This window comes from Kitasatospora sp. GP30 (assembly GCF_029892145.1).
Classification (GTDB): Bacteria; Actinomycetota; Actinomycetes; order Streptomycetales; family Streptomycetaceae; genus Kitasatospora; species Kitasatospora acidiphila.
In genome coordinates this window covers 24,168-42,021 of sequence record NZ_JARZAH010000052.1, presented here as the reverse complement: position 1 = coordinate 42,021, position 17,854 = coordinate 24,168, and the positions used below count along the sequence as shown (strand labels likewise).

General features: G+C 70.4%; 16 protein-coding genes. 10 read left to right on the top strand and 6 right to left on the bottom strand.

What is annotated here, in order from left to right; all coding sequences use genetic code 11:
- Positions 1 to 141 precede the first annotated feature (141 nt).
- The 3 genes from P3T35_RS37240 to ligA all read left to right on the top strand — a co-directional run bounded on the left by P3T35_RS37240 (position 142) and on the right by ligA (position 4,561).
- A complete protein-coding gene (locus P3T35_RS37240; RefSeq protein WP_101378313.1) occupies positions 142 to 1,614 on the top strand; it encodes a UDP-N-acetylmuramoyl-L-alanyl-D-glutamate--2,6-diaminopimelate ligase in 1,473 nt (490 codons plus the stop codon).
- Positions 1,615 to 1,770: 156 nt separating this feature from the next.
- Positions 1,771 to 2,397, top strand: a complete 627-nt coding sequence (locus P3T35_RS37235; protein WP_101384723.1) for an SRPBCC family protein — start codon at positions 1,771 to 1,773, stop codon at positions 2,395 to 2,397.
- A gap of 103 nt (positions 2,398 to 2,500) precedes the next feature.
- Positions 2,501 to 4,561: an NAD-dependent DNA ligase LigA gene (gene ligA / locus P3T35_RS37230; RefSeq protein WP_101378312.1), complete on the top strand. Its 2,061-nt coding sequence runs from the start codon at positions 2,501 to 2,503 to the stop codon at positions 4,559 to 4,561.
- Positions 4,562 to 5,057: 496 nt separating this feature from the next.
- Here the strand turns inward: ligA and P3T35_RS37225 are convergent, their stop codons facing one another.
- The gene (locus P3T35_RS37225; RefSeq protein WP_280709389.1) at positions 5,058 to 6,035 is read right to left on the bottom strand and encodes a serine hydrolase; all 978 of its coding nucleotides are present in this window, start codon (positions 6,033 to 6,035) and stop codon (positions 5,058 to 5,060) included.
- An 870-nt stretch (positions 6,036 to 6,905) separates the two neighbouring features.
- On the opposite strand from P3T35_RS37225, the gene P3T35_RS37220 reads away from it, so the two are divergent.
- The 3 genes from P3T35_RS37220 (at position 6,906) to P3T35_RS37210 (ending at position 9,279) form a co-directional block, all read left to right on the top strand.
- A complete protein-coding gene (locus tag P3T35_RS37220; RefSeq protein ID WP_101378311.1) occupies positions 6,906 to 7,259 on the top strand; it encodes a beta/gamma crystallin domain-containing protein in 354 nt (117 codons plus the stop codon).
- Between the two features lie 335 nt (positions 7,260 to 7,594).
- The gene (locus P3T35_RS37215; protein WP_101378310.1) at positions 7,595 to 8,875 is read left to right on the top strand and encodes a PQQ-binding-like beta-propeller repeat protein; all 1,281 of its coding nucleotides are present in this window, start codon (positions 7,595 to 7,597) and stop codon (positions 8,873 to 8,875) included.
- Positions 8,876 to 8,991: 116 nt separating this feature from the next.
- Positions 8,992 to 9,279, top strand: coding sequence for a pyridoxamine 5'-phosphate oxidase family protein (locus P3T35_RS37210; RefSeq protein ID WP_280709387.1), 288 nt, complete (start codon positions 8,992 to 8,994; stop codon positions 9,277 to 9,279).
- Positions 9,280 to 9,607: 328 nt separating this feature from the next.
- Here the strand turns inward: P3T35_RS37210 and P3T35_RS37205 are convergent, their stop codons facing one another.
- Positions 9,608 to 10,123, bottom strand: a complete 516-nt coding sequence (locus tag P3T35_RS37205) for a hypothetical protein (RefSeq protein ID WP_101378309.1) — start codon at positions 10,121 to 10,123, stop codon at positions 9,608 to 9,610.
- Positions 10,124 to 10,363: 240 nt separating this feature from the next.
- On the opposite strand from P3T35_RS37205, the gene P3T35_RS37200 reads away from it, so the two are divergent.
- Positions 10,364 to 10,531: a hypothetical protein gene (locus tag P3T35_RS37200; RefSeq protein ID WP_180356239.1), complete on the top strand. Its 168-nt coding sequence runs from the start codon at positions 10,364 to 10,366 to the stop codon at positions 10,529 to 10,531.
- Positions 10,532 to 11,039: 508 nt separating this feature from the next.
- The gene (locus tag P3T35_RS37195) at positions 11,040 to 12,110 is read left to right on the top strand and encodes a hypothetical protein (RefSeq protein WP_101384721.1); all 1,071 of its coding nucleotides are present in this window, start codon (positions 11,040 to 11,042) and stop codon (positions 12,108 to 12,110) included.
- 552 nt (positions 12,111 to 12,662) lie between these two features.
- Here P3T35_RS37195 and P3T35_RS37190 read toward each other — a convergent pair.
- Entirely contained in the window at positions 12,663 to 13,607 is a 945-nt protein-coding gene (locus P3T35_RS37190) for a CAP domain-containing protein (protein WP_101378307.1), read from the bottom strand.
- Positions 13,608 to 14,156: 549 nt separating this feature from the next.
- On the bottom strand, positions 14,157 to 14,837 hold the full coding sequence (locus P3T35_RS37185; RefSeq protein WP_101378306.1) for a class I SAM-dependent methyltransferase: 681 nt from the start codon (positions 14,835 to 14,837) through the stop codon (positions 14,157 to 14,159).
- Between the two features lie 29 nt (positions 14,838 to 14,866).
- On the opposite strand from P3T35_RS37185, the gene P3T35_RS37180 reads away from it, so the two are divergent.
- Positions 14,867 to 15,175 carry a hypothetical protein gene (locus tag P3T35_RS37180; RefSeq protein WP_101378305.1) on the top strand — a complete coding sequence of 103 codons (309 nt, stop codon included), beginning with the start codon at positions 14,867 to 14,869 and terminating at the stop codon, positions 15,173 to 15,175.
- Positions 15,176 to 15,452: 277 nt separating this feature from the next.
- On the opposite strand, the gene P3T35_RS37175 is transcribed toward P3T35_RS37180, so the two are convergent.
- Positions 15,453 to 15,986 carry an EF-hand domain-containing protein gene (locus tag P3T35_RS37175; RefSeq protein ID WP_101378304.1) on the bottom strand — a complete coding sequence of 178 codons (534 nt, stop codon included), beginning with the start codon at positions 15,984 to 15,986 and terminating at the stop codon, positions 15,453 to 15,455.
- A gap of 48 nt (positions 15,987 to 16,034) precedes the next feature.
- Entirely contained in the window at positions 16,035 to 16,589 is a 555-nt protein-coding gene (locus tag P3T35_RS37170) for a hypothetical protein (RefSeq protein WP_101378303.1), read from the bottom strand.
- Positions 16,590 to 16,905: 316 nt separating this feature from the next.
- Here P3T35_RS37170 and P3T35_RS37165 point away from each other — a divergent pair, with 316 nt between their 5' ends.
- Positions 16,906 to 17,187: a hypothetical protein gene (locus P3T35_RS37165; protein WP_143676679.1), complete on the top strand. Its 282-nt coding sequence runs from the start codon at positions 16,906 to 16,908 to the stop codon at positions 17,185 to 17,187.
- Positions 17,188 to 17,854 lie beyond the last annotated feature (667 nt).

The following is a 17,854-nucleotide window of genomic DNA, read 5'->3' as shown; positions in this document are numbered from 1 at the left end:
AGCCCCCTGAACGCGCTGCCGCCCGCGTCCGCCCACCACCGGTTCCGGCCGGACGACCTGAAAGGCTGTCACCACGGTGGTTGCGGCGGGCGGTGAGTCGCGCACCCACTGCGACAGTGTCCGAACCCACCGGAGAACCACGTGCAACTGATCGACATGCTGGCCGGCCTGCCCCACACGGTCCTGCAGGGGGACCTCGGAGCCGACATCACCGAGGGCATCACCACCGACTCGCGCCAGGTACGCCCTGGCCAACTGTTCATCGCGCTACCCGGCCGTCGGGTCGACGGCCACCGCTTCGTCGGCCAGGCCACCGCGAACGGAGCGGCCGCCGTGCTGGTCGACCGCACGGACGCGACCCCGCCACCCGGGGTCTGCGTCGTGCACGTCCCCGACAGCTGGGAGGCCGCCGCGGCCGTGGCCGCCCGCTACTTCGGCGACCCGGGCAGCGAGCTCGACGTCGTCGCGGTCACCGGAACCAACGGCAAGACCTCCGTTGCGTTCACCACCGAGGCCCTGCTGCGGCGTGCCACGGGGGCTTCCGTCGGGGTGATCGGCACCGGTGGGCACCGGATCGGTGACGAGCCGGTCGGCATCGCCACCACCACCCCCACCACCCCGCAGGCCGTCGACCTCCAGCACCTGCTGCGGGAGATGCGCGGGCGCGGGGCCGGCACGGTCGTCATGGAGGCCTCCTCCATGGCCCTGGCCCAGCACCGGGTGGCCCACACGCACATCGACGTCGGAGTGTTCACCAACCTCACCCCCGACCACCTCGACGACCACGGAAGCATGGCGCGCTACAAGGACGCCAAGCTCCGGCTCTTCCGCGGCATGGCCCGCCGCGCGGTGGTCAACACGGACGACCCCGTGGGGCGCGAGATCGCCGTCATGATGTCCGGCGCCGTCACCACCTACGCGCTCGACGACCCGTCTGCGGACTTCCGTGCCACGGACGTGGCCGTCACCGCCGAGGGAACCGCGTTCACCCTCCACCACGCGGACCTCGTCCGCCGAGTGACGCTGCCCGTCCCCGGCCGGTTCGTCGTCGCCAACGCCCTGGCGGCCATGGCGACCTGCGTCGCGCTCGGGTACGACGGCGCGACCCTCGCCCGCGCCCTGGACGGCCTGCCGGCGGCACCCGGACGATTCCAGGCGCTGCGGCTCCGCAACGGCGCCACCGCCGTCGTCGACTACGCACACTCTCCCGACGCCCTGGAGAACGTCCTGTCGACGATCCGAGGCTTCACGACCGGCCGGGTGATCACCGTCTTCGGCTGCGGCGGGGATCGTGACCCCGGCAAACGCGCGCCGATGGGGGAGACCGCCGGACGCCACTCGGACCTGTGCGTCCTCACCTCGGACAACCCGCGCAGCGAGGACCCCGAGCGGATCCTCGACCAGATCACCCCCGGCGTCGCCGCCACCGGGACGCCCTTCGAGCGGATCACCGACCGCAGGGACGCCATCGCCTTCGCCCTGGGCATGGCCGGGCCCGGAGACGTCGTCCTCATCGCCGGCAAGGGAGCAGAGGGCTACCAGATCATCGGAGAGCGGACCATCCCCTTCGACGATCTCGCGACCGTGCTCGAGCTTCAGGAACTGGACGGCTAGGACTTCGTTGACCCGCCATCAGAGAAGTTATAGCCTCTAACTAGCGCTTGTGCATCTCACTCGGTGAGGGCTGATGCGTGCTCAACCGCTGCCGCCCGCTGCCCAATCGCCCGCTGCCACCCGTCGCCAAGTCGCCCAGTCGCCAAGGGGACCGCCATCTCCGGAATCCGCACCGCCCTACTCGCCCTCCCACTCGCCGCCGCCCTGCTCGGCGCCGCCGCACCCTCCGGCGCGGCCACCACCGCCCACCCCGGCACCTCGCTCACCTGCCGGGGTCAGGGCGTGGACCCCGACGCCAAGGTCCGCTACCGCGCCTCGACCGTGATCCACGCGCCGCTGCGCACCATCTGGGACCTGCAGACGGACGTGGCGGGCTGGCCGTCCTGGCAGCGACCGGTCACCAGCGCGGTGCGCCTGGACCACGGCCCGCTGCGCGTGGGTTCGGCGTTCCGCTGGACCACCCCCGTCCCACCCTCGACCGGCCTGCCCGCCACCACGCTGGTGATCACCTCGACCGTCCGGCAGATCGCACACGGCTCCTGCATCCGCTGGACCGGCCCCGCGGACGGCACCGGGCTGCACATCGACGGCGTGCACGTCTGGAACTTCACCAAGGTCCCCGGAGGCGTCCTGGTGAGCACCGAGGAGACCCACACCGGTCCTCAGGTGGACGCCGACGTCCCCACCGCGACCAAGATCCTCCGGCAGGGGCTGGACGCTTGGCTGGGTGCCCTGAAGACCACCGCCGAGCAGCGGGCCCGCGATGCGTCAGGGCAGAACTGACCCAGCCCCGATGGCGCAACGTCGGCCCGGCCGACGTTGCGCGCCCGGGTCCGACGGCACTGCGGTCACGGACCCGGGCCTGTTGTCAGTGCCGGGCGCGAGAATGGCACACATGATCGAGAACGCCGTTCTGCTGTCGCCCGCCGACTACCGTGATGCCGTTGCGACTGCCGTCAAGGCGGCGGCCGCCTACTACACGGACGGCTCCACCACACTCGGGGACGACGAGTACGACGCCCTGGTCAGGGCGATCGAGGCATACGAGGAGGCGCGTCCCGGCGAGGCGCTGCCGGACTCGCCCACCGGCAAGGTCGCCGGCGGCGCCGCCACCGGAGACGTGCCGCACACCGTGCCGATGCTCTCCCTCGACAACGTCTTCTCCGGGGAGGAACTCGCAGACTGGGCCGCCGGTTTGGAGCGCCGACTGGGCCGGCCCGCCGCCGGCTTCTGCGTCGAGCCGAAGCTGGACGGGCTGGCGGTCGCCGCCCGCTACACCGCGGGCCGGCTGCGCCGGCTGCTCACCCGCGGCAACGGACAGGCGGGCGAGGACATCACCCACGCCGCCGACGCCATCCTCGGCCTGCCCCAACTCCTCACCGAGCCCCTCGACATCGAGATCCGCGGCGAAGTCCTGTTCACCCACGACCAGTTCGACCAGGCCAACCAGGCCCGCACCGCCCACGGCGCAGCCCCCTTCGCCAACCCGCGCAACGCGGTCGCCGGCACCCTGCGGGCCAAGGACCGCCCCTACCGGGTCGAGTCGACCTTCTTCGGCTACGACGCCATCGGCCTGCCCGCCGACCTCGACCACACCGTGCTGCTGCGGCGCCTGGACGAGCTCGGCGCCCACACCGCCCACGCGACCGCGGCCCACCCGCAACGCTGCGCCACCGTCAAGGAAGCCCAGCAGCGGGTCCAGGAGATCGCCGACCTGCGCCCGGCCCTGCCGTTCGGCATCGACGGCGTCGTGATCAAGGCCGATGCCGCCGCCGACCAGGAGCAGGCCGGATCCGGCTCCCGAACGCCACGCTGGGCGGTGGCCCGCAAGCTGCCGGCCGTGCACAAGGTCACCCGGCTCCTCGGCGTCGAGTGGAACGTCGGCCGCACCGGCATCATCGCCCCGCGCGCCGTCCTGGAACCCGTCGTCATCGACGGGGTGACCGTCACCTACGCCACCCTGCACAACCCCGCCGACATCACCCGGCGCGGCCTGATGATCGGGGACCAGGTGTTCGTCCACCGGGCCGGCGACGTGATCCCCCGCGTCGAGGCACCGCTCGCCGACCAGCGGACCGGCACCGAGCAGCCCATTGCCTTCCCCGAGACCTGCCCCCGCTGCGGGGACGCGATCGACACGAGCGAGCAGCGCTGGCGCTGCGTGCGCGGCCGCAACTGCCAGGCGGTGGCCAGCATCCGCTACGCCGCCGGGCGCGACCAGCTCGACATCGAAGGACTCGGCGGCACCCGCGCCGTCCAACTCGTCGAAGCCGGCCTGGTCGCCGATATCGCCGACCTGTTCACCCTCACCCGCGAGCAACTCCTCGCCCTGGAGCGGATGGGGGACACCAGCACCGACAACCTCCTGACGGCGATCGAGACCGCCCGTGCCCGGCCCCTGAACCGGGTCTTCTGCGCACTCGGGGTGCGCGGCACGGGCCGGACCATGTCGCGGCGCATCGCCGCGCACTTCGGCTCCATGGCCGCGATCCGCGCAGCCGACGCCGACACGCTCGCGGCGGTCGACGGCATCGGTGCGGAGAAGGCGCGCGTCATCGTCGCCGAACTCGCCGAACTCGGCCCGCTGCTCGACAGGTTGATCGCACAGAACGTCGGCACCGCCGAGACCGCCCCGGCCGCCGTCGCCACCACCGGCACCACCGAAGACACGGATGAGGCCGGGCCCGCCGCGTCCGGCCCGCTGGCCGGCGAGGCCGTCGTCGTCACCGGCACCATGACCGGTGCACTCGCCGCGCTGTCCCGCAACGAGATGAACGAACTCATCGAACGCGCCGGCGGCAAGGCCTCGGGCTCGGTCTCGAAGAAGACCACCCTCCTGGTGGCCGGCGAGAAGGCCGGCTCCAAGCGGGCCAAGGCCGAAGAACTCGGCATCCGCATACTCACCCCCGAGCAGTTCGCCACCCTCGTCGCCGACTTGCTCCCCTGAGCCCGGTAGCTCGGCGGGCGCGGCAGCCCACCTGACGCTCCCTCGGGCGAGGGGAGTGGCGCGCCCGGCGCGCGTACCTCGTGGACGTCCGCCGCGCAGCCGCCGGAGCCGGAGCAGCGGGCCCGCAGCCCGCGTCTCCCACCCGCCGAGCACGCGCCCCCGGCCCCGACGGACTGCCGCTGTCCTGGTAGTGGCCGCTCCGGCAAGCGGTTCGGCCCGGCCGTCAGGCGGTGACCGGGCCGAACCGTGCGGGCCGCGGGCCTGGTGACCGTCGGATCGGACAGCGAGGGAAGGCCCTTCACCCTGCTGACCTTGAGCATGCCCGAGGTGTAGAAGTCCATCGACCGATCCTGCACCCAAGTACCAGGCAACGGAGGGTGATTGGCGAATCCTGCGGGGGATGGCCCCCACTGGCGGGCCAGCCGGCCGGCCGGACCCGTGTCCGGCACCGCCCCGCGCACCTCGTACGCGGGGCGGCGGCGGTTCGCTACGTGCGTCAGGGTGCGACCGGTCCGAACGGTGCGGAGCCGTCGGAGACTTCGGGTGCTGCGGTGTCTCCGCCGCCGTGGGGGGCGGCTTCGGCGGTGTGGCTGCCGGCGCCGCCGTTGAGGTCGCGGTGCACCACCGAGGCGAGCGCCTGGATCGTGTCGATCCCGTACTCCTCGGTGGCGTTGTCCTGGCTCAGGACCGCCATCCGGTAGTCCTTGTCCGTGCTGGTGAAGATGCCCAGGCTGTGCACCCGCCAGCCGTGGGTCGCCCGCGGCAGCCAGCCGTTCTTCACGTGCACTTGGACCGTGGCCGGCGCGCCGAAGGGGGCGCCCCAACGCTGGTCGGCCTCCACCTGGCTCATCAGGTTCAGGGCGTACGCCCTCCCATTAGGCGTGAGCACGTTCGTGTTGTCGGTGAAGACGTCCAGCATTTTCAGTTCGTCGGCCGCGGTGATCTGCGTAAGACCCCAGTAGCCATCGGCGCCCAGCTGGGTGTCCTTCATTCCAGCCAGCTGCAGGAAAGCCTGGAGCCGGGGCATTCCCAGGCTGTTCCACAGATTGGTGGCGGCGGTGTTGTCGGACGCCGTGATCATCTGCTGGAGGTTCTGGTCCTCCCAGTCGGTCAGGTACCGCATGTTCTCGTCCTCGGCGCGGCGCAGTACGGCGCCCATGATGGTCGCCTTGATGACGCTCGCCGAGTCGAAGTGGACGGTGGCGTGGTCAGTGCAGGACACGCCGGTCTTGGTGTCCGATATCGCGAAGGCCACGGTATCGGTGCGGCCTGCCAAGGCGCTTGAGAGGTCATTGGACAGGCGGGCCGCCAGCTGGGGGTTGTGCGCGGAGGTGCAGTAGGTCGGGGTGTTCTGCGGGGCGAGGGGTGCCGCCTGCGCGCCGGTGGGTACGAGGGACACCAGCAGCGCCGCTGCGCCGCTCGCGGTCAGGCTGGTGAGCGGGCGGCGTATGCGCAGGTGGTGGAAGGTTGTCATCGGGAAGGGATCCTTTCGGGGACGGGCGCAGCCGTCCCGGGTGCGGGGTCGGGCGGTCCGGTACCAGGACCCAGCGCGTACTGTCGCGGGTCGTGGTCTTCCGGCCGGTGGTGCGTTTCGGCTTCGGGTGGCCTGTGGTTCGACCGTCCGCGATGGCGTGGGCCGACCAGACGTGCCTTCGCCGTGACGGCGCCAGGTCGGCGTGAGTCGGCGCAAAGAGGCCTTCAGGCTCTCCTAGTTGGAGGTGCGTGGCGGCATGGGCCGCCTGGGGTATGGCACCCCAGTGCCCTGCCCGTCACCGGCCCCAGGGGTCTAATCCAGCGTCTGTGACAGCCGATTGAGAGACAGGCCAACTGCCACCGAAACGGTAGAAGTTGATTCCGCCAAGAACATGCGTCGGTCCACGTCGGCCCCCCAGGTCTGCAACGGCCTCCACCGTAGCGGTAGCGAATCTGCTGCACGCAGGCGGCCTGCCGGGTCCGATGCGATAGGGGAGGGCGTGGGTGAGGGCAGATCAACCCGGGCCGCTGTCAGCTCGGTTACGGGGCCCGCTGAAATTGGGGGACGAACCTTGGCCATTGTTCTGGCCCGCGGCGCTTACGGCCTGCGGCCGTCGACATCACCGACAGGCGTGCCTGCCAGCCGCGTTGGCCCGCGGTGGCGGTGCCTGGTCGTGGGTGCGGCGCCACGTTCGGGTGATGTTTGGGCTGCTTGGTTCGTGTTCGGGGTGTTGCGGCTGAATGGGGGGAGCGGGCCGTTACGTTGGGGTTTCCGGGTCCTGCGCTGGTGCCGTTGACGGGTGGGCCCGTGAGGGGTCGGCCTGGTATGCCGTGCGTCGGCCTTCATATCAAATGCATTGAAGGAGAGTCTGTGTTCTCGAAAGCCAAGAGGGCTGCCTTTTCCGTGGCTGTGGCGTTCGCTGCGGCCGCCGCGTTCACCGTCAGCGTGCCGAGCAGTAATGCTTACGCTATCGATCACGTCCAGTGCGTCGGGGGTGAGAACTTCTTGAAGATCTGGTCGCATCTCGACGACCGTCAGAGTGTCGACTGCTATGCGAACGCGGGGAAGACCGACTTCGGCGGGTGGTGGGTCGACGAGATCTCCACGGGCAACAACGATCTGATCTACTACGACGCCAACGGTGACTCGGTGAAGATCGAGCGCTGGCACGACATCAAGTTCCCGAACCGCCCGCCGAAGGTCGTGGCGATCCAGATCCTGTGACGGCTTGGCGCCCAGCCGGCCGGGAAGGATGATCCCGGCCTGCCGGGCGTTCTGCGCCAAGGCCAACTCCCACACCCACCGCGAGACTCGGGTTCGTTCCTACGCCACATCCGGCACGTCACCTCGGCCTGCCGCAAAATCAATCATCAGGCATGCTCCGGCCGGTCGCTATGCTGACATCACATCAGGTGGGCTGGGGTTTCATGGTCGTGCGGGTGTCGAGCCGGAGGTTTGGCGCGGGCGGGCGGGGGAGGGCGCTGACTGAGCCTGATGCACGAATGACGGACCACTCCGGGGGAGACCTGCCGCTCATGCGCCACCGCGCGATTCCATGCATGCTCGCCACCGCCATGGCGCTGTCCCTGGTCGCCGCCTGCGGGAGCGCCGGATCGAGACCCGGCAGCGACACCCGGGGCAGCGCACGGCAGTCGGCGCTAGCCGCACCGGCACGCCGGGCGTACGACCCACCCGCAGCCTTCGACGGCACCAGGGGAATCGCCCTACCGAGCGCGGCCCTGGGCAAGGTGACGATTACCGGCAATGTCCGAAGGCCGATACCCGTCGCACTGGACAGTACGACTGCCTATGTAGCGGCCACAGACTCCTTGCAGGCCGTCGACCTGACAACCGGCAAGGTCACGGGAACCCTGGGTCCGCGGAATCCGGCCGCCCGGCCGAGCAGCACGCTGTACGACGGCAACCCCGCCGACGCTCCGCTGATCGCCACTGTCGATGGGAAGACCGACGCCGTCGCCGCCTTCCTCGAGAAGGTTCCCGGCCAGGGAACCACGGCCGGCCACCTGTCCGTCGAACTGGCCGCCATGGACACCGGCACCCGGCAGGCCGCCTGGTCGCTGCTCCTGGACGTCCCAGACGGGGCACTCGACCCGTACTCGACCAGCCCTTCCGCCACGCTGCTGGGAGTGCACGGCGGTACCGCCGTCGTCGAGATCACCGACGGCTCCCACGGCACAGCGGTGGCCGTCGACCTCCGTACCCAGAAACCGCTGTGGCAGAAGGAGGCCTTCCTCCCCATGGCCCTGACCGGCTCCCAAGTGGTCGGCGTCGCTCTCAAGGACGCCAGCGGCATCGAGCAGAACGTGTCCGCGCTCGACATCGCCGACGGTCACCAAGTGTGGAGCCTGCCAAAAGACACCTACGGAACGACCATTGACGCTGCCGGCCCCACCATGATCATGGTCTCCGCCCGGGACTACGAGAGCGGCGCGAGCTCCGCGCAGCTGCTCGACGCTGCCACCGGCCACTCCGCACTCGACCTCGGTGGCGGCCTGGCAGGCTCCAGGTGCTGGTACGACGACCGTTCGGTCATCGTGTGTGCCACCGACAGCGCGACCGTCGCAGTCAACGCCACCGACGGGCATCCGCTCTGGAGTCTCCCGGACGACACCCACCATCGCGTCGCGCCCAAGGTGTCCGCGGCGTGGCACGGCCAGGTCTACGGCACCACCGAGAACGGTCCGGTGATTCTTGACGCCCGAACAGGAGCCGACCGCCCGGGCAGTCCCACGATCGCTCCGCTGCTGGTCAACGGGTACGTCGGACTGGCGCTGGGCGACAAGCAGTTCGAGCTGCTCGCCTACCCGACGACCGGCTGACCACCGGGCGCGCGTCTTCTGGTCAACGCTGCTGACATGCGCTGGGGCCGGGCCGCCCCGGCGCCGACCTCAGCGGCCTTGACCTCAACTGCGCTTGAGCTTCCAGGGTCGCCCGCATGATCTTCACTGAGAGGGAGCGCGAGTACCTCGTCGCCCAGCAACTGGCCCGATTGGCCACGGGCTGCCCCGACGGCCGTCCGCAGGTTCCCCCGGTGGGCTCCAGGCTCAACGACGACGGCACCATCGACATCGGCGGGCCCGCCATGGCCCGCAGTCAGACGTATCGCAACGCGCAGGCCCGCCCCGAGGTTTCGGTGCCGGTCGACGACCTGGCTACGGCCGATGACCCGGTCGCGGGCGGGTGGGGGCGCGGGTCGAGATCAGAGGCCAGGCCGGGGTGCTGACCGTCGACCTGCCACCCGTGGCACCCGACCACTTCAGCCGGGACATCATCCGCGTGCACCCCCGGAGGGTCATCACCTGGAACCTGGAGGAGCGGGGGGCTGCCGCCCGCGACATCGGGTGACGTGCCTCGCGGGCGGTCGCCGGGGCCTGTTCGAGGCGCTGCTCGGCTCGCCTGGCCCATTTCAACAGCTGATGGCGGATCTGACGATCCATCAAGGAACCTGTAAGGATGATCGATTGGCACTGGTTTTGCCCGGGCCGACCCCGGCGGCGGGTCTGCGGATCGCCGCCGCCGGGGTCGGTGCAAGGGGGGTGTCGGACCCTGCGTCAGCAGCTGCCGACCATGCCGCCGTGGGTCGACCAGACGGGGGTCCAGGCACCCGAGCCGTGCGGACGGTAGACGACGAGGTTGGCGTCGTCCTGCAGCCGGAGCCAGTTGGCGCTGGGGTTGCAGTTGAAGTTGGTGCTGCTGGACCAAACGGCGTTCTGGAAGGTGTCGTACACCACGAAGTTGCCGTCGTTCTGCATGATCGCCTTGCCCGGCGCGTGGCCCTGGGTGCTGGTCGACCAGAGGGCGCTGCCCCACTGGTCGTACTCGACCAGGTTGCCGTCGCTCTGGTAGACCAGCCGGTAGGCGCCGTCGGCGGAGACCATCTGGTCGCCGGGCAGCAGGCAGTTGCCCCAGTTCATGTGGTCCCAGTTGCTCGGGTTCTCCGAGCAGGCCCAGTTGTTGCCGGCGTCCGCCGAGGCGCTGGCCGCGGTGGTGAGGCCGACCCCGCCGGCCAGTGCCACTGCGGCGCCCGCTAGGGCGATACCGCGCTTGAGGTTTGCGAACCTGGACATCCCGGTGTCTCCTTTGTACTTGCGGCCGGCCCGTCCGGCCGTGACAACAGGTTCACAGGCTGCGATCTACGTGCGATGGACACCGGATCGACGCGGGAGCTGATGGTGCGTCAATTCACCGATCACCCGCTCATCCTGGTCGGCTGCGTGGGAGGCATGGTGGCCGGGTCCTGCACGCCGCCGCGGCATGCCGCAGTTGTCGACTGCGGCCCGGCAATGCCGTGCGGGTCCCCCACCCCGTTGATCCAGTCAGCTCGCCTGCAGTCCAGCGCAGATGGTCGACTGACCGTCAACTCCCGTGCCGACCGCCGCGGCAAGGAGCAGTTCCGCGTCCGCCTCCTCGCCCCGCAGGGCGGCCACCTGGTGACGGACCGCATCTCCCCGGCAACCACCGTGACCGTCCGATAACCACTGCCGGCCGGCCCCGAACGACAGCGGCCCGTCCCTCGCAACATCAAGGGCAGGGCCGCCGTTGTTCGGGCGAGACTCTGCTCTGGGCTGGGGGTTGGAGTGATGGCGGAGCTGGGAGTTCGCGGGTTGGGTGAGAGCGTTCGGGTTGGGGCGGGTCGGATGGGTCAGCCGTGGAGTAACCCGCCGTCAGCGTCCCGCCCCACCCACGTCGGCGTCGAAGGACAGCGCCACGAAGCCCTACCACTGCGAGCCAGCCCAGTTCCGAGCCGCTGAGCAGTGGTGGTTTGCCGAGGCATCGCGTTCGCCCGATCTCGTTGTCGTCTTCACGTACAGTGCAGCCAAAGGGGGTTCGGGTCTGTGTTCGCAAAGCGGATCCTGGATGCCCGCTGCACGTGCCAAGTGTCGAACCGCAGGGCTGTGCGTCGCGCGCAGGTGCTCGGCGGGGGCACCCAGGTGCCTCAGAGAGGTTGTTGCCCACGTGGAGGCAGTCGTCGAGAGCGTTGACATGTCGCGCGATGCGCGGCTGGCGGCTTACAGTGCCGTCTCCACGGCGCTGGCCCTGTGCAGTGATCGTGAACTGCGCGACCTCGTGGCTGCGGCTGAGCCGATGGGATCCGGTATCGGCGGGACATCGGCGCTGTTGGACATCGGCGGGACCCCGGTCTTCGTCAAGCGGGTGCCGCTGAGCGATCTGGAAAGGCAGCCGGAGAACGTCCGGTCCACGGCGAACCTCTTCGGGCTGCCTTCCTTCTCCCATTTCGGTGTCGGGGTCATCGGGGGGCCGGGCTTTGGGGCCTGGAGGGAACTGGCCGTGCACACCATGACGACGAACTGGGTGCTCGCACAGGACTATGAGGGCTTCCCGTTGATGTACCACTGGCGGGTCCTGCCGCACCCCGGGCAGTCGCTTCCCGAGGAACTGGCCGACGTGGAGAAGGCTGTCACCTACTGGGGAGGCGGATCGCAGGTGCGCCGCCGGATCGAGGCTGTGCGAGATTCCTCGGCGAGCATCGCACTGTTCCTGGAGTACATCCCGCAGAACCTGCACCACTGGCTGGGTACTCAGGTCAAAGCCGGGGACGAGGCGGCCGAGAGGGCCTGCGCCATGGTCGTGAGGCAACTGCAGGCTGGGACCTCGTTCATGAACGCCCGCGGTCTCCTGCACTTCGATGCCCACTTCCAGAACATCCTGACCGACGGTGAGCGTCTGTTCTTCGCGGACTACGGCCTCGCGATCTCCTCCCGGTTCGACCTGTCCAAGGAAGAGGCCGACTTTTTCACCGAACACCGGACCTATGACCGTTGCTACTCCGTCACACATCTGGTGATCTGGCTGGTCACCGCCCTGTACGGGTACAGGGGGGAGGAGCGCAGTGCGTTCGTGCGCGCATGCGCCCAAGGGGAGCGCCCGAAGGGGATTCCGCCGCAGGTCGCGGCGATCCTCACCCACCACGCCCCGCTCGCCGCGGTGATGACGGACTTCTACCGCAAGTTCCAACTGGAGAGCAGGCAGACCCCGTATCCGATGGAGGAGATCGGCCGGATCGGCGGGTTGGGCAGCTCGTCCATCGTCTGATGGACGGGTGGCCATCAGACGTCAGCGCCTGCGGCAGGCTGTGGCTGCCCTGATCTACTTCTGCCGATCGGCCTGCCTGCCTTGCCTGTTGCCACCGCGCGCCCGATAGTCCTGACCGCCGCAGAGCGGCACCGGCTGAGGAAGGCCGCCCACGGTCACAGGACCGAGTACCGGGACCGGGTGCGGGCGCGGATCGTGCTCCTGGCGGCACGAAGGCCGCCGACCGGCAGGCCGCGGCATTCCCGAACGCGGTCCTGGTACACACCCCGGTCCACGCCTCATGGCTGAACCAAGTGGAGATCTACTTCTCCGTGGTGCAGCACAAGGTCGTCTCACCCAACGACTTCACCAACCGACCCAGGTCAGTGACCGGCTCCGAGACTTCGAAGACCGCTACAACGCCACGGCACAGCCATTCCAGTGGAGGTTCACCACCTCCGACCTGGACGATCTGCCGGCCAGACTCGACCGGCACACCACCGATCACCAGGAAGAATCCTCCGCCGCCCAGCCAGACTGATCAACCCCCGAAGGACTTCCCGAGCCGACCACTTAGTCAGAGAAGTCTTGGGTCATCCACACCGTGCCTGAGGAGTCGTGCAGCAGCTCGATTCCGATGTGTTGGAAGGCGGGGTTGAGGATGTTGCGACGGTGGCCGTCGTTGGGTGGTTGCTCGGCGAGCATGTCTTTGGTGAGGCCGACCGCCATGTTGGCTATCGCGTCCGTGGTGTCGGCGGTTGGGCCGCCGTCGCCGATGTTCTCGCCCGCTGTGCCCCACTGCACGCCGCCGGCATGTTCGCGGTCGCCGAAGGCGGGTTCGCCCGGGCACTGGTGTTGCAGGCCGCAGCCGGCGGCCATGGTGCGGTTGTGCGCGTTCGCGCTGGTCTGCAGGCCGGAGAGTATCTGGAGCGGGGCGACGCCTTGGGCGGCACGTGCCTGGTTGATCAGCGTGAGTACCTGGTTCGCCGCCGTGTCCAGGCCGCCGGCCGGGCCGGAGTCGGAGGTGGCCGTCGGGGTGGCCTGTGGCGGCGATGGAACCGCGGGCGGGCTGCTTGGAGCCGCGGTGGCCGTGGCGGAGCGCTGTAGCGGAATGGTGCCGGCGGACGCGCTGGGCAGCCGGCTCGGTCCGGTGGTCTGCGGTGCGGGCGCCGTCACCGGCGCGGCCGACTGGCTCGGCGTCACCGGCGCGGTGCTGGTCGGCGTGGCGCTGGTGGGCGTGGTGTTGGTGGGCGTATCGCTTGCGGGTAGCGGCGCCTGCGGTGCGGCCGCTGTCCTGTCGTCCTGCGGGCCATAGGAGAACAGCACCTTGCTCCCGATCACCGCGGTGGTCGCCGTCGCGGCTACCGCGACCAGCGCGAGCAGGGGTTTCGCGGCGGACCCGGACCTTGCCCGGTGCCGGCCGTTGTCGGCCCGCCGGTGCGACCCGCTGCTTGCCCGGTGTGCGGACGGGCTCGGCGCATGCCGGTCTGTCAGTTCCTCGGTCGTGTGCTGCGTCATCTGTTCTCCTCCGCTGGACGGTCCTTCGAGACAGGAGACGTTCGCTCGAGCGGCGGATAACGAAAATCGCGCGAATGTTTTGGGGACTGCCGGCGGTAGCGGTGCGGCAGCCGGGCCGCGTCCGGCGCGTCGGCCATGTGGCCACCTGGGTCTCTCACCCGCCAGGCAGTGGCCGACCGCCTCGAGCCGCGACCGCGGCAGCCGCTCGACCGCATCCGCCCGGCCCCGGCCCTTCCCCGGCCCAGCGCCGGCCCCGGCCCGCTCACCGGCGCGAGCAGAAGCAGCGGTTCCTCGCCACCGTGCTCGCACACCTGCCCCCAGGTCAGAACCGGGCGCCCGGTTGCGGTGTGTGCGGCGGACAGCAGGCGGTACAGCCTTGCCCGGTCGGCCGCATGCGCTGCGAGCAGTGTGATGCGCAGCGGGTGCTCGGCGACGTGGGCGCTGCGGCGCACCGGTGTGTGCGCGCCCGTATTGAACACGCTGCGGTTCGGCGCGGACCGGATCGACGGCGGTTGCCTGGGGCGGACGGCATCAGGCTCGGGTGCACCGTCACCTCCCGGGTACGGGCAGTCCGCTCGAAGGTGTTGGCATCAAGTCCACTGGGAGCTCGCGCCCGGGCCGGCGAGTACACATCCGGCGGCGAGCTTGATTCCCGCGACGGCCCCGCTCGATCGTGCGGCGGGCCGCCGGGGTCTGCGGGTGGAAGAAGGCGGAGCCGTGGTCGCCTTCGATCACGGTGATCGTCCCGCCCGGCCGCAGCACCCGCCGCAGCGCCGCCAGGCCGGCTTCCGGATCGGGCAGGTGCTCCAGCACGAAGCACAGGAAGACGTGGTCGAACGCGCCGTCGGGCAAGGGCAGCCGGTGGAGGTCTCCTTGGTGCCAGGTGACGTCGGCGGCGGGCGCCTTGGCCGCGACCCGGGCCCGGGCCGCGGCCAGCGACTGTGCCGAGAGGTCGGCCGCCGTCAGCAGCACGCCAGCGCTGGCGGCCGGCAAGTGCACCGTCTGCGCGCCGACGCCGCAGCCCGCCTCCAGGACCCGGCTGCCCGCCGGGTAGGCGGTGCCTGCGTGCAGCAGTTCGGCGAGGGTGTCCGCCTGGTCGCCGAGGCGCTGGGTCTCGGTCTGCGAGTAGCCGCGGACGTTCCAGTCAGGCCGCCGAACCGCCGGCGCCGACCGCCCCCTGCCGTCAGTCTTCGCCCGTGACCTGGCCGCCGACGCCGACGCCGACGCCAACGCCGGCGCCGACTCAGGACGCCGGTTGTGTGGCCGAACAGCAGGCCACCGCAGCGGCCTCGGGCAACCTGCCGTCGGTTGGCAGCGGCACCACCATCACTGTCCCCGTCATCGCGCGAACGCTGCATCAGTATGCGGCCGACCTCCAGCACGGCGCCGGCGTGGCACTCGACACCCAGGTGAAGAACGCTCTCAACTCCATGGCCACCGACGCCCGTGTCATGGCCGCCGATGCGGATGCACACGACGGTGACTCCGTGCATCGCGAGAGCCATCAACTCTTCGACATCGACGCCCAGACGCTGGCGAAGGTCTGCGGCTCCGCCGCCAGCGCCTAAACGGCCTGACCCTGGCCCGGGCGGGGGCCGGCATCGGCGGGCTCAGGGCCGTCGGCTGAACAATGCCCTCGTCCGTGGCCTGCTCGTCGCGGCACTGCGGACCGGCGCCTGCTACCAGTGGTGTTGAGGCGCCCGCGGGCGTGCCGGGGGCGGCTGTGTGCGACTGCCACAACTGCGGTCCCTCCTGTGGTGGTTGTGGCGCCTGAGCACTACGCACCGATCCCGACCCGGCCCCGGCCGCCGTCGACGGTGGGGTAGCGCCTATCGGGCGAGACGGTCAGTACAGGACTTCGCCCATGGGGGAGTCGTCGCCGGTGACGTACGCGCGGATCGCCGCCAGGTACTCGCCGCGGCTGACCCGGCCGTCGCCGTTGGTGTCCAGCGCGTCGAAGGCCGCGTCGGCGTTGTCGGCCGGATTGCCCAGTGCCTGGCGCAGCATCGTGAACTCGGACCGCTGGAGGGCGCCGTCCTGGTCGGCGTCGGCGAGGTCGAACAGGGCTGCGAGGGCGTACCGGCAGACGTTGTCGAACTTGTCCGCGTCCACCCAGGCCGCGTACTCCTCGTAGGTCAGCACGCCGTCGCCGTTGGCGTCCATCGCGGCCCAGGCCCGTTCGCCCGTGGTGCGTGCGGCGATGACCAGGGGGTCGTCCTGCGCACGCCCGGTGGCCTGCCGGGCCCGTTCGATCCGGACGAAGTAGTCGTGCCTGGAGGCGGTTCCATCTCCGTCGGTGTCCAGCATCGCGTAGATGCGGCCCTTCGGGGTCGTGGGGTCCGCCGGGGTTGCCCGCGGTTCGGGCGGGGAGAGCGACATGTCCTGTCTTCCTTCACGTGCGGTGTGTACCCGGTCGGCGGCACTGTTTCAGTGGGTGAGGCGGAGCACGAGGGTCGAGTCGAGGGCGGTCTCGCCTGCCGGGGTGCCGCAGCCGGTGCCGGAGCTGGTGCCCACGGCGTTGATGGTGTCGTTGGCGAAGCGCGTGCTGTCTGCGGTGACAAGGCCGCTGACGACCAGTGAGGCGGTGCCGTTCACCTTCACGACATCGGTCTTGTCGAACCTGAAGGTGGAGGCGGTTCCGTCGGTCCAGTGGATGGTCGTGGTGGACGTGTCGCCGTGTTCGTCGCCGGTGCATTCCGTGGTCGGCATGGTGACGGTGCGCTCGAATGTCCCGGCGGCCACGGGCGCGCCGGCAGTGTCCACACATGTCACGGTTCCGGTCATGGCCAGCGTGTCGCCCAGAGGGAGGTTGATACCTCCTGGATCGACTGCGGTGGCGAAGACGCCGTGGGCGTTGAGCACGCATGTGGCATCGGTCGTAGGAGCGGCGGAGTTGGCGTGGGCCGAGGCGCCGGCGAGCAGCGGCGCGGCGGCGAGCAGAGGGGCGCAGGCCAGCAGGGCACCGCGGGCAGCGATCTTCATGGTGTCGGGTTCTCCCGGTATCTCTGGTTGGCGCGTTGATGGACCTCACCGGGACAACGACTCTCGAAGGCACCGGTTGCGGGCTACCCCGTTGCACGGAGTTGACCCGCGCCCGATGGTTCGAGCGGGCGCGGGCGGGCGACCGGCATGTTGGACGACCGCGCCGGGCCGTTGGCCGACGGCTGGCCCGCCTGGGCGCCGGACGCGTCCTGGCCGCTGCCGAGTTGCCAGCCGGCGCCGACGACCCGGCCACCCGATGGTGACGGGCTGGTCCGGGATCGCGTGTGCGCGGTCCCGGACCACGGCGGCGGTGTGCGTGATCCGGCGTGGACGGCCGGGCGAGGACGAGCCGTTCCGCCCCCGGCGCCTGGTCTTCACCGCTCACCTGTCGCCTGGCCTCCACCGCATCATCGTCCGCGCCGAGCAGGACGACCCGGACCAGGTGCCGGTGGTGTGGCTGCCGCTGTCCGACGCGGCCGCCCTCTACCTCTACCTGGCCATCGGTGCAGTCCTCGACCAGCCGGCCCGGCCCGACACCACCAGCGTCGGCCCGCTGCTGCTCCCGGCGATGACCGGCGCCTCCTACCGGTGGTGCTGAGCCGACGTCCCTGTGACTGTGCCTCGTAGCTGGCCAAGGGCACCGAGTGGTGCGGCCTCCTCGTCGCAGTGGCCTCTGTTCTCCCAGGTCAGGGGCCGTGGCCCAAGCCAGCCCGCGTCGGCGACACCTCTTCTGCAGCTCTTCTGCGCGATAGCCGTGAAGAGGAACCGGTTTAGTCCGGGCGAGGCCGGGCGAAGCGGGGCCAGGCCCCGCTGGCCGGTCTTCCGGCTGGACGCGCCTGCTGTTGACCGACGGTTGGGTCACCCGAGCCGAGCGCCTGGTCCATCGCCTCGCATTGGGCGGACACGTCGCTGGTCAGTTCGGGCAGAACGGTGGTCGGTGTGGGGTGGGGATCGAGGGCGGGCGGTGCGCTCAGCTCGACGCTGGTGAGGTCGGCACCGACTGCGGCACGATGCCGAAGCAGGGGAAGGTCTGGATCACCGAGGCCCGCATCGAGTGGACCCACCGAAAGGGCGGCCGTTGCTACCCCTGCCACGCCAAGCGCCAGGCCGACACCGCCTGCCGCCAGGACCGGGAAGGGCGAGGCCGGCGGCCGCCAGGCCGATTCGCAGGTGTGCCTCGCGGGTGCACGGTTCCTCGACCCAGCCGAGCCGGCAGTGGTTGCAGACCCTGTAGTCGACTTCGATGCGGGCTTCGCCGTTGGGGT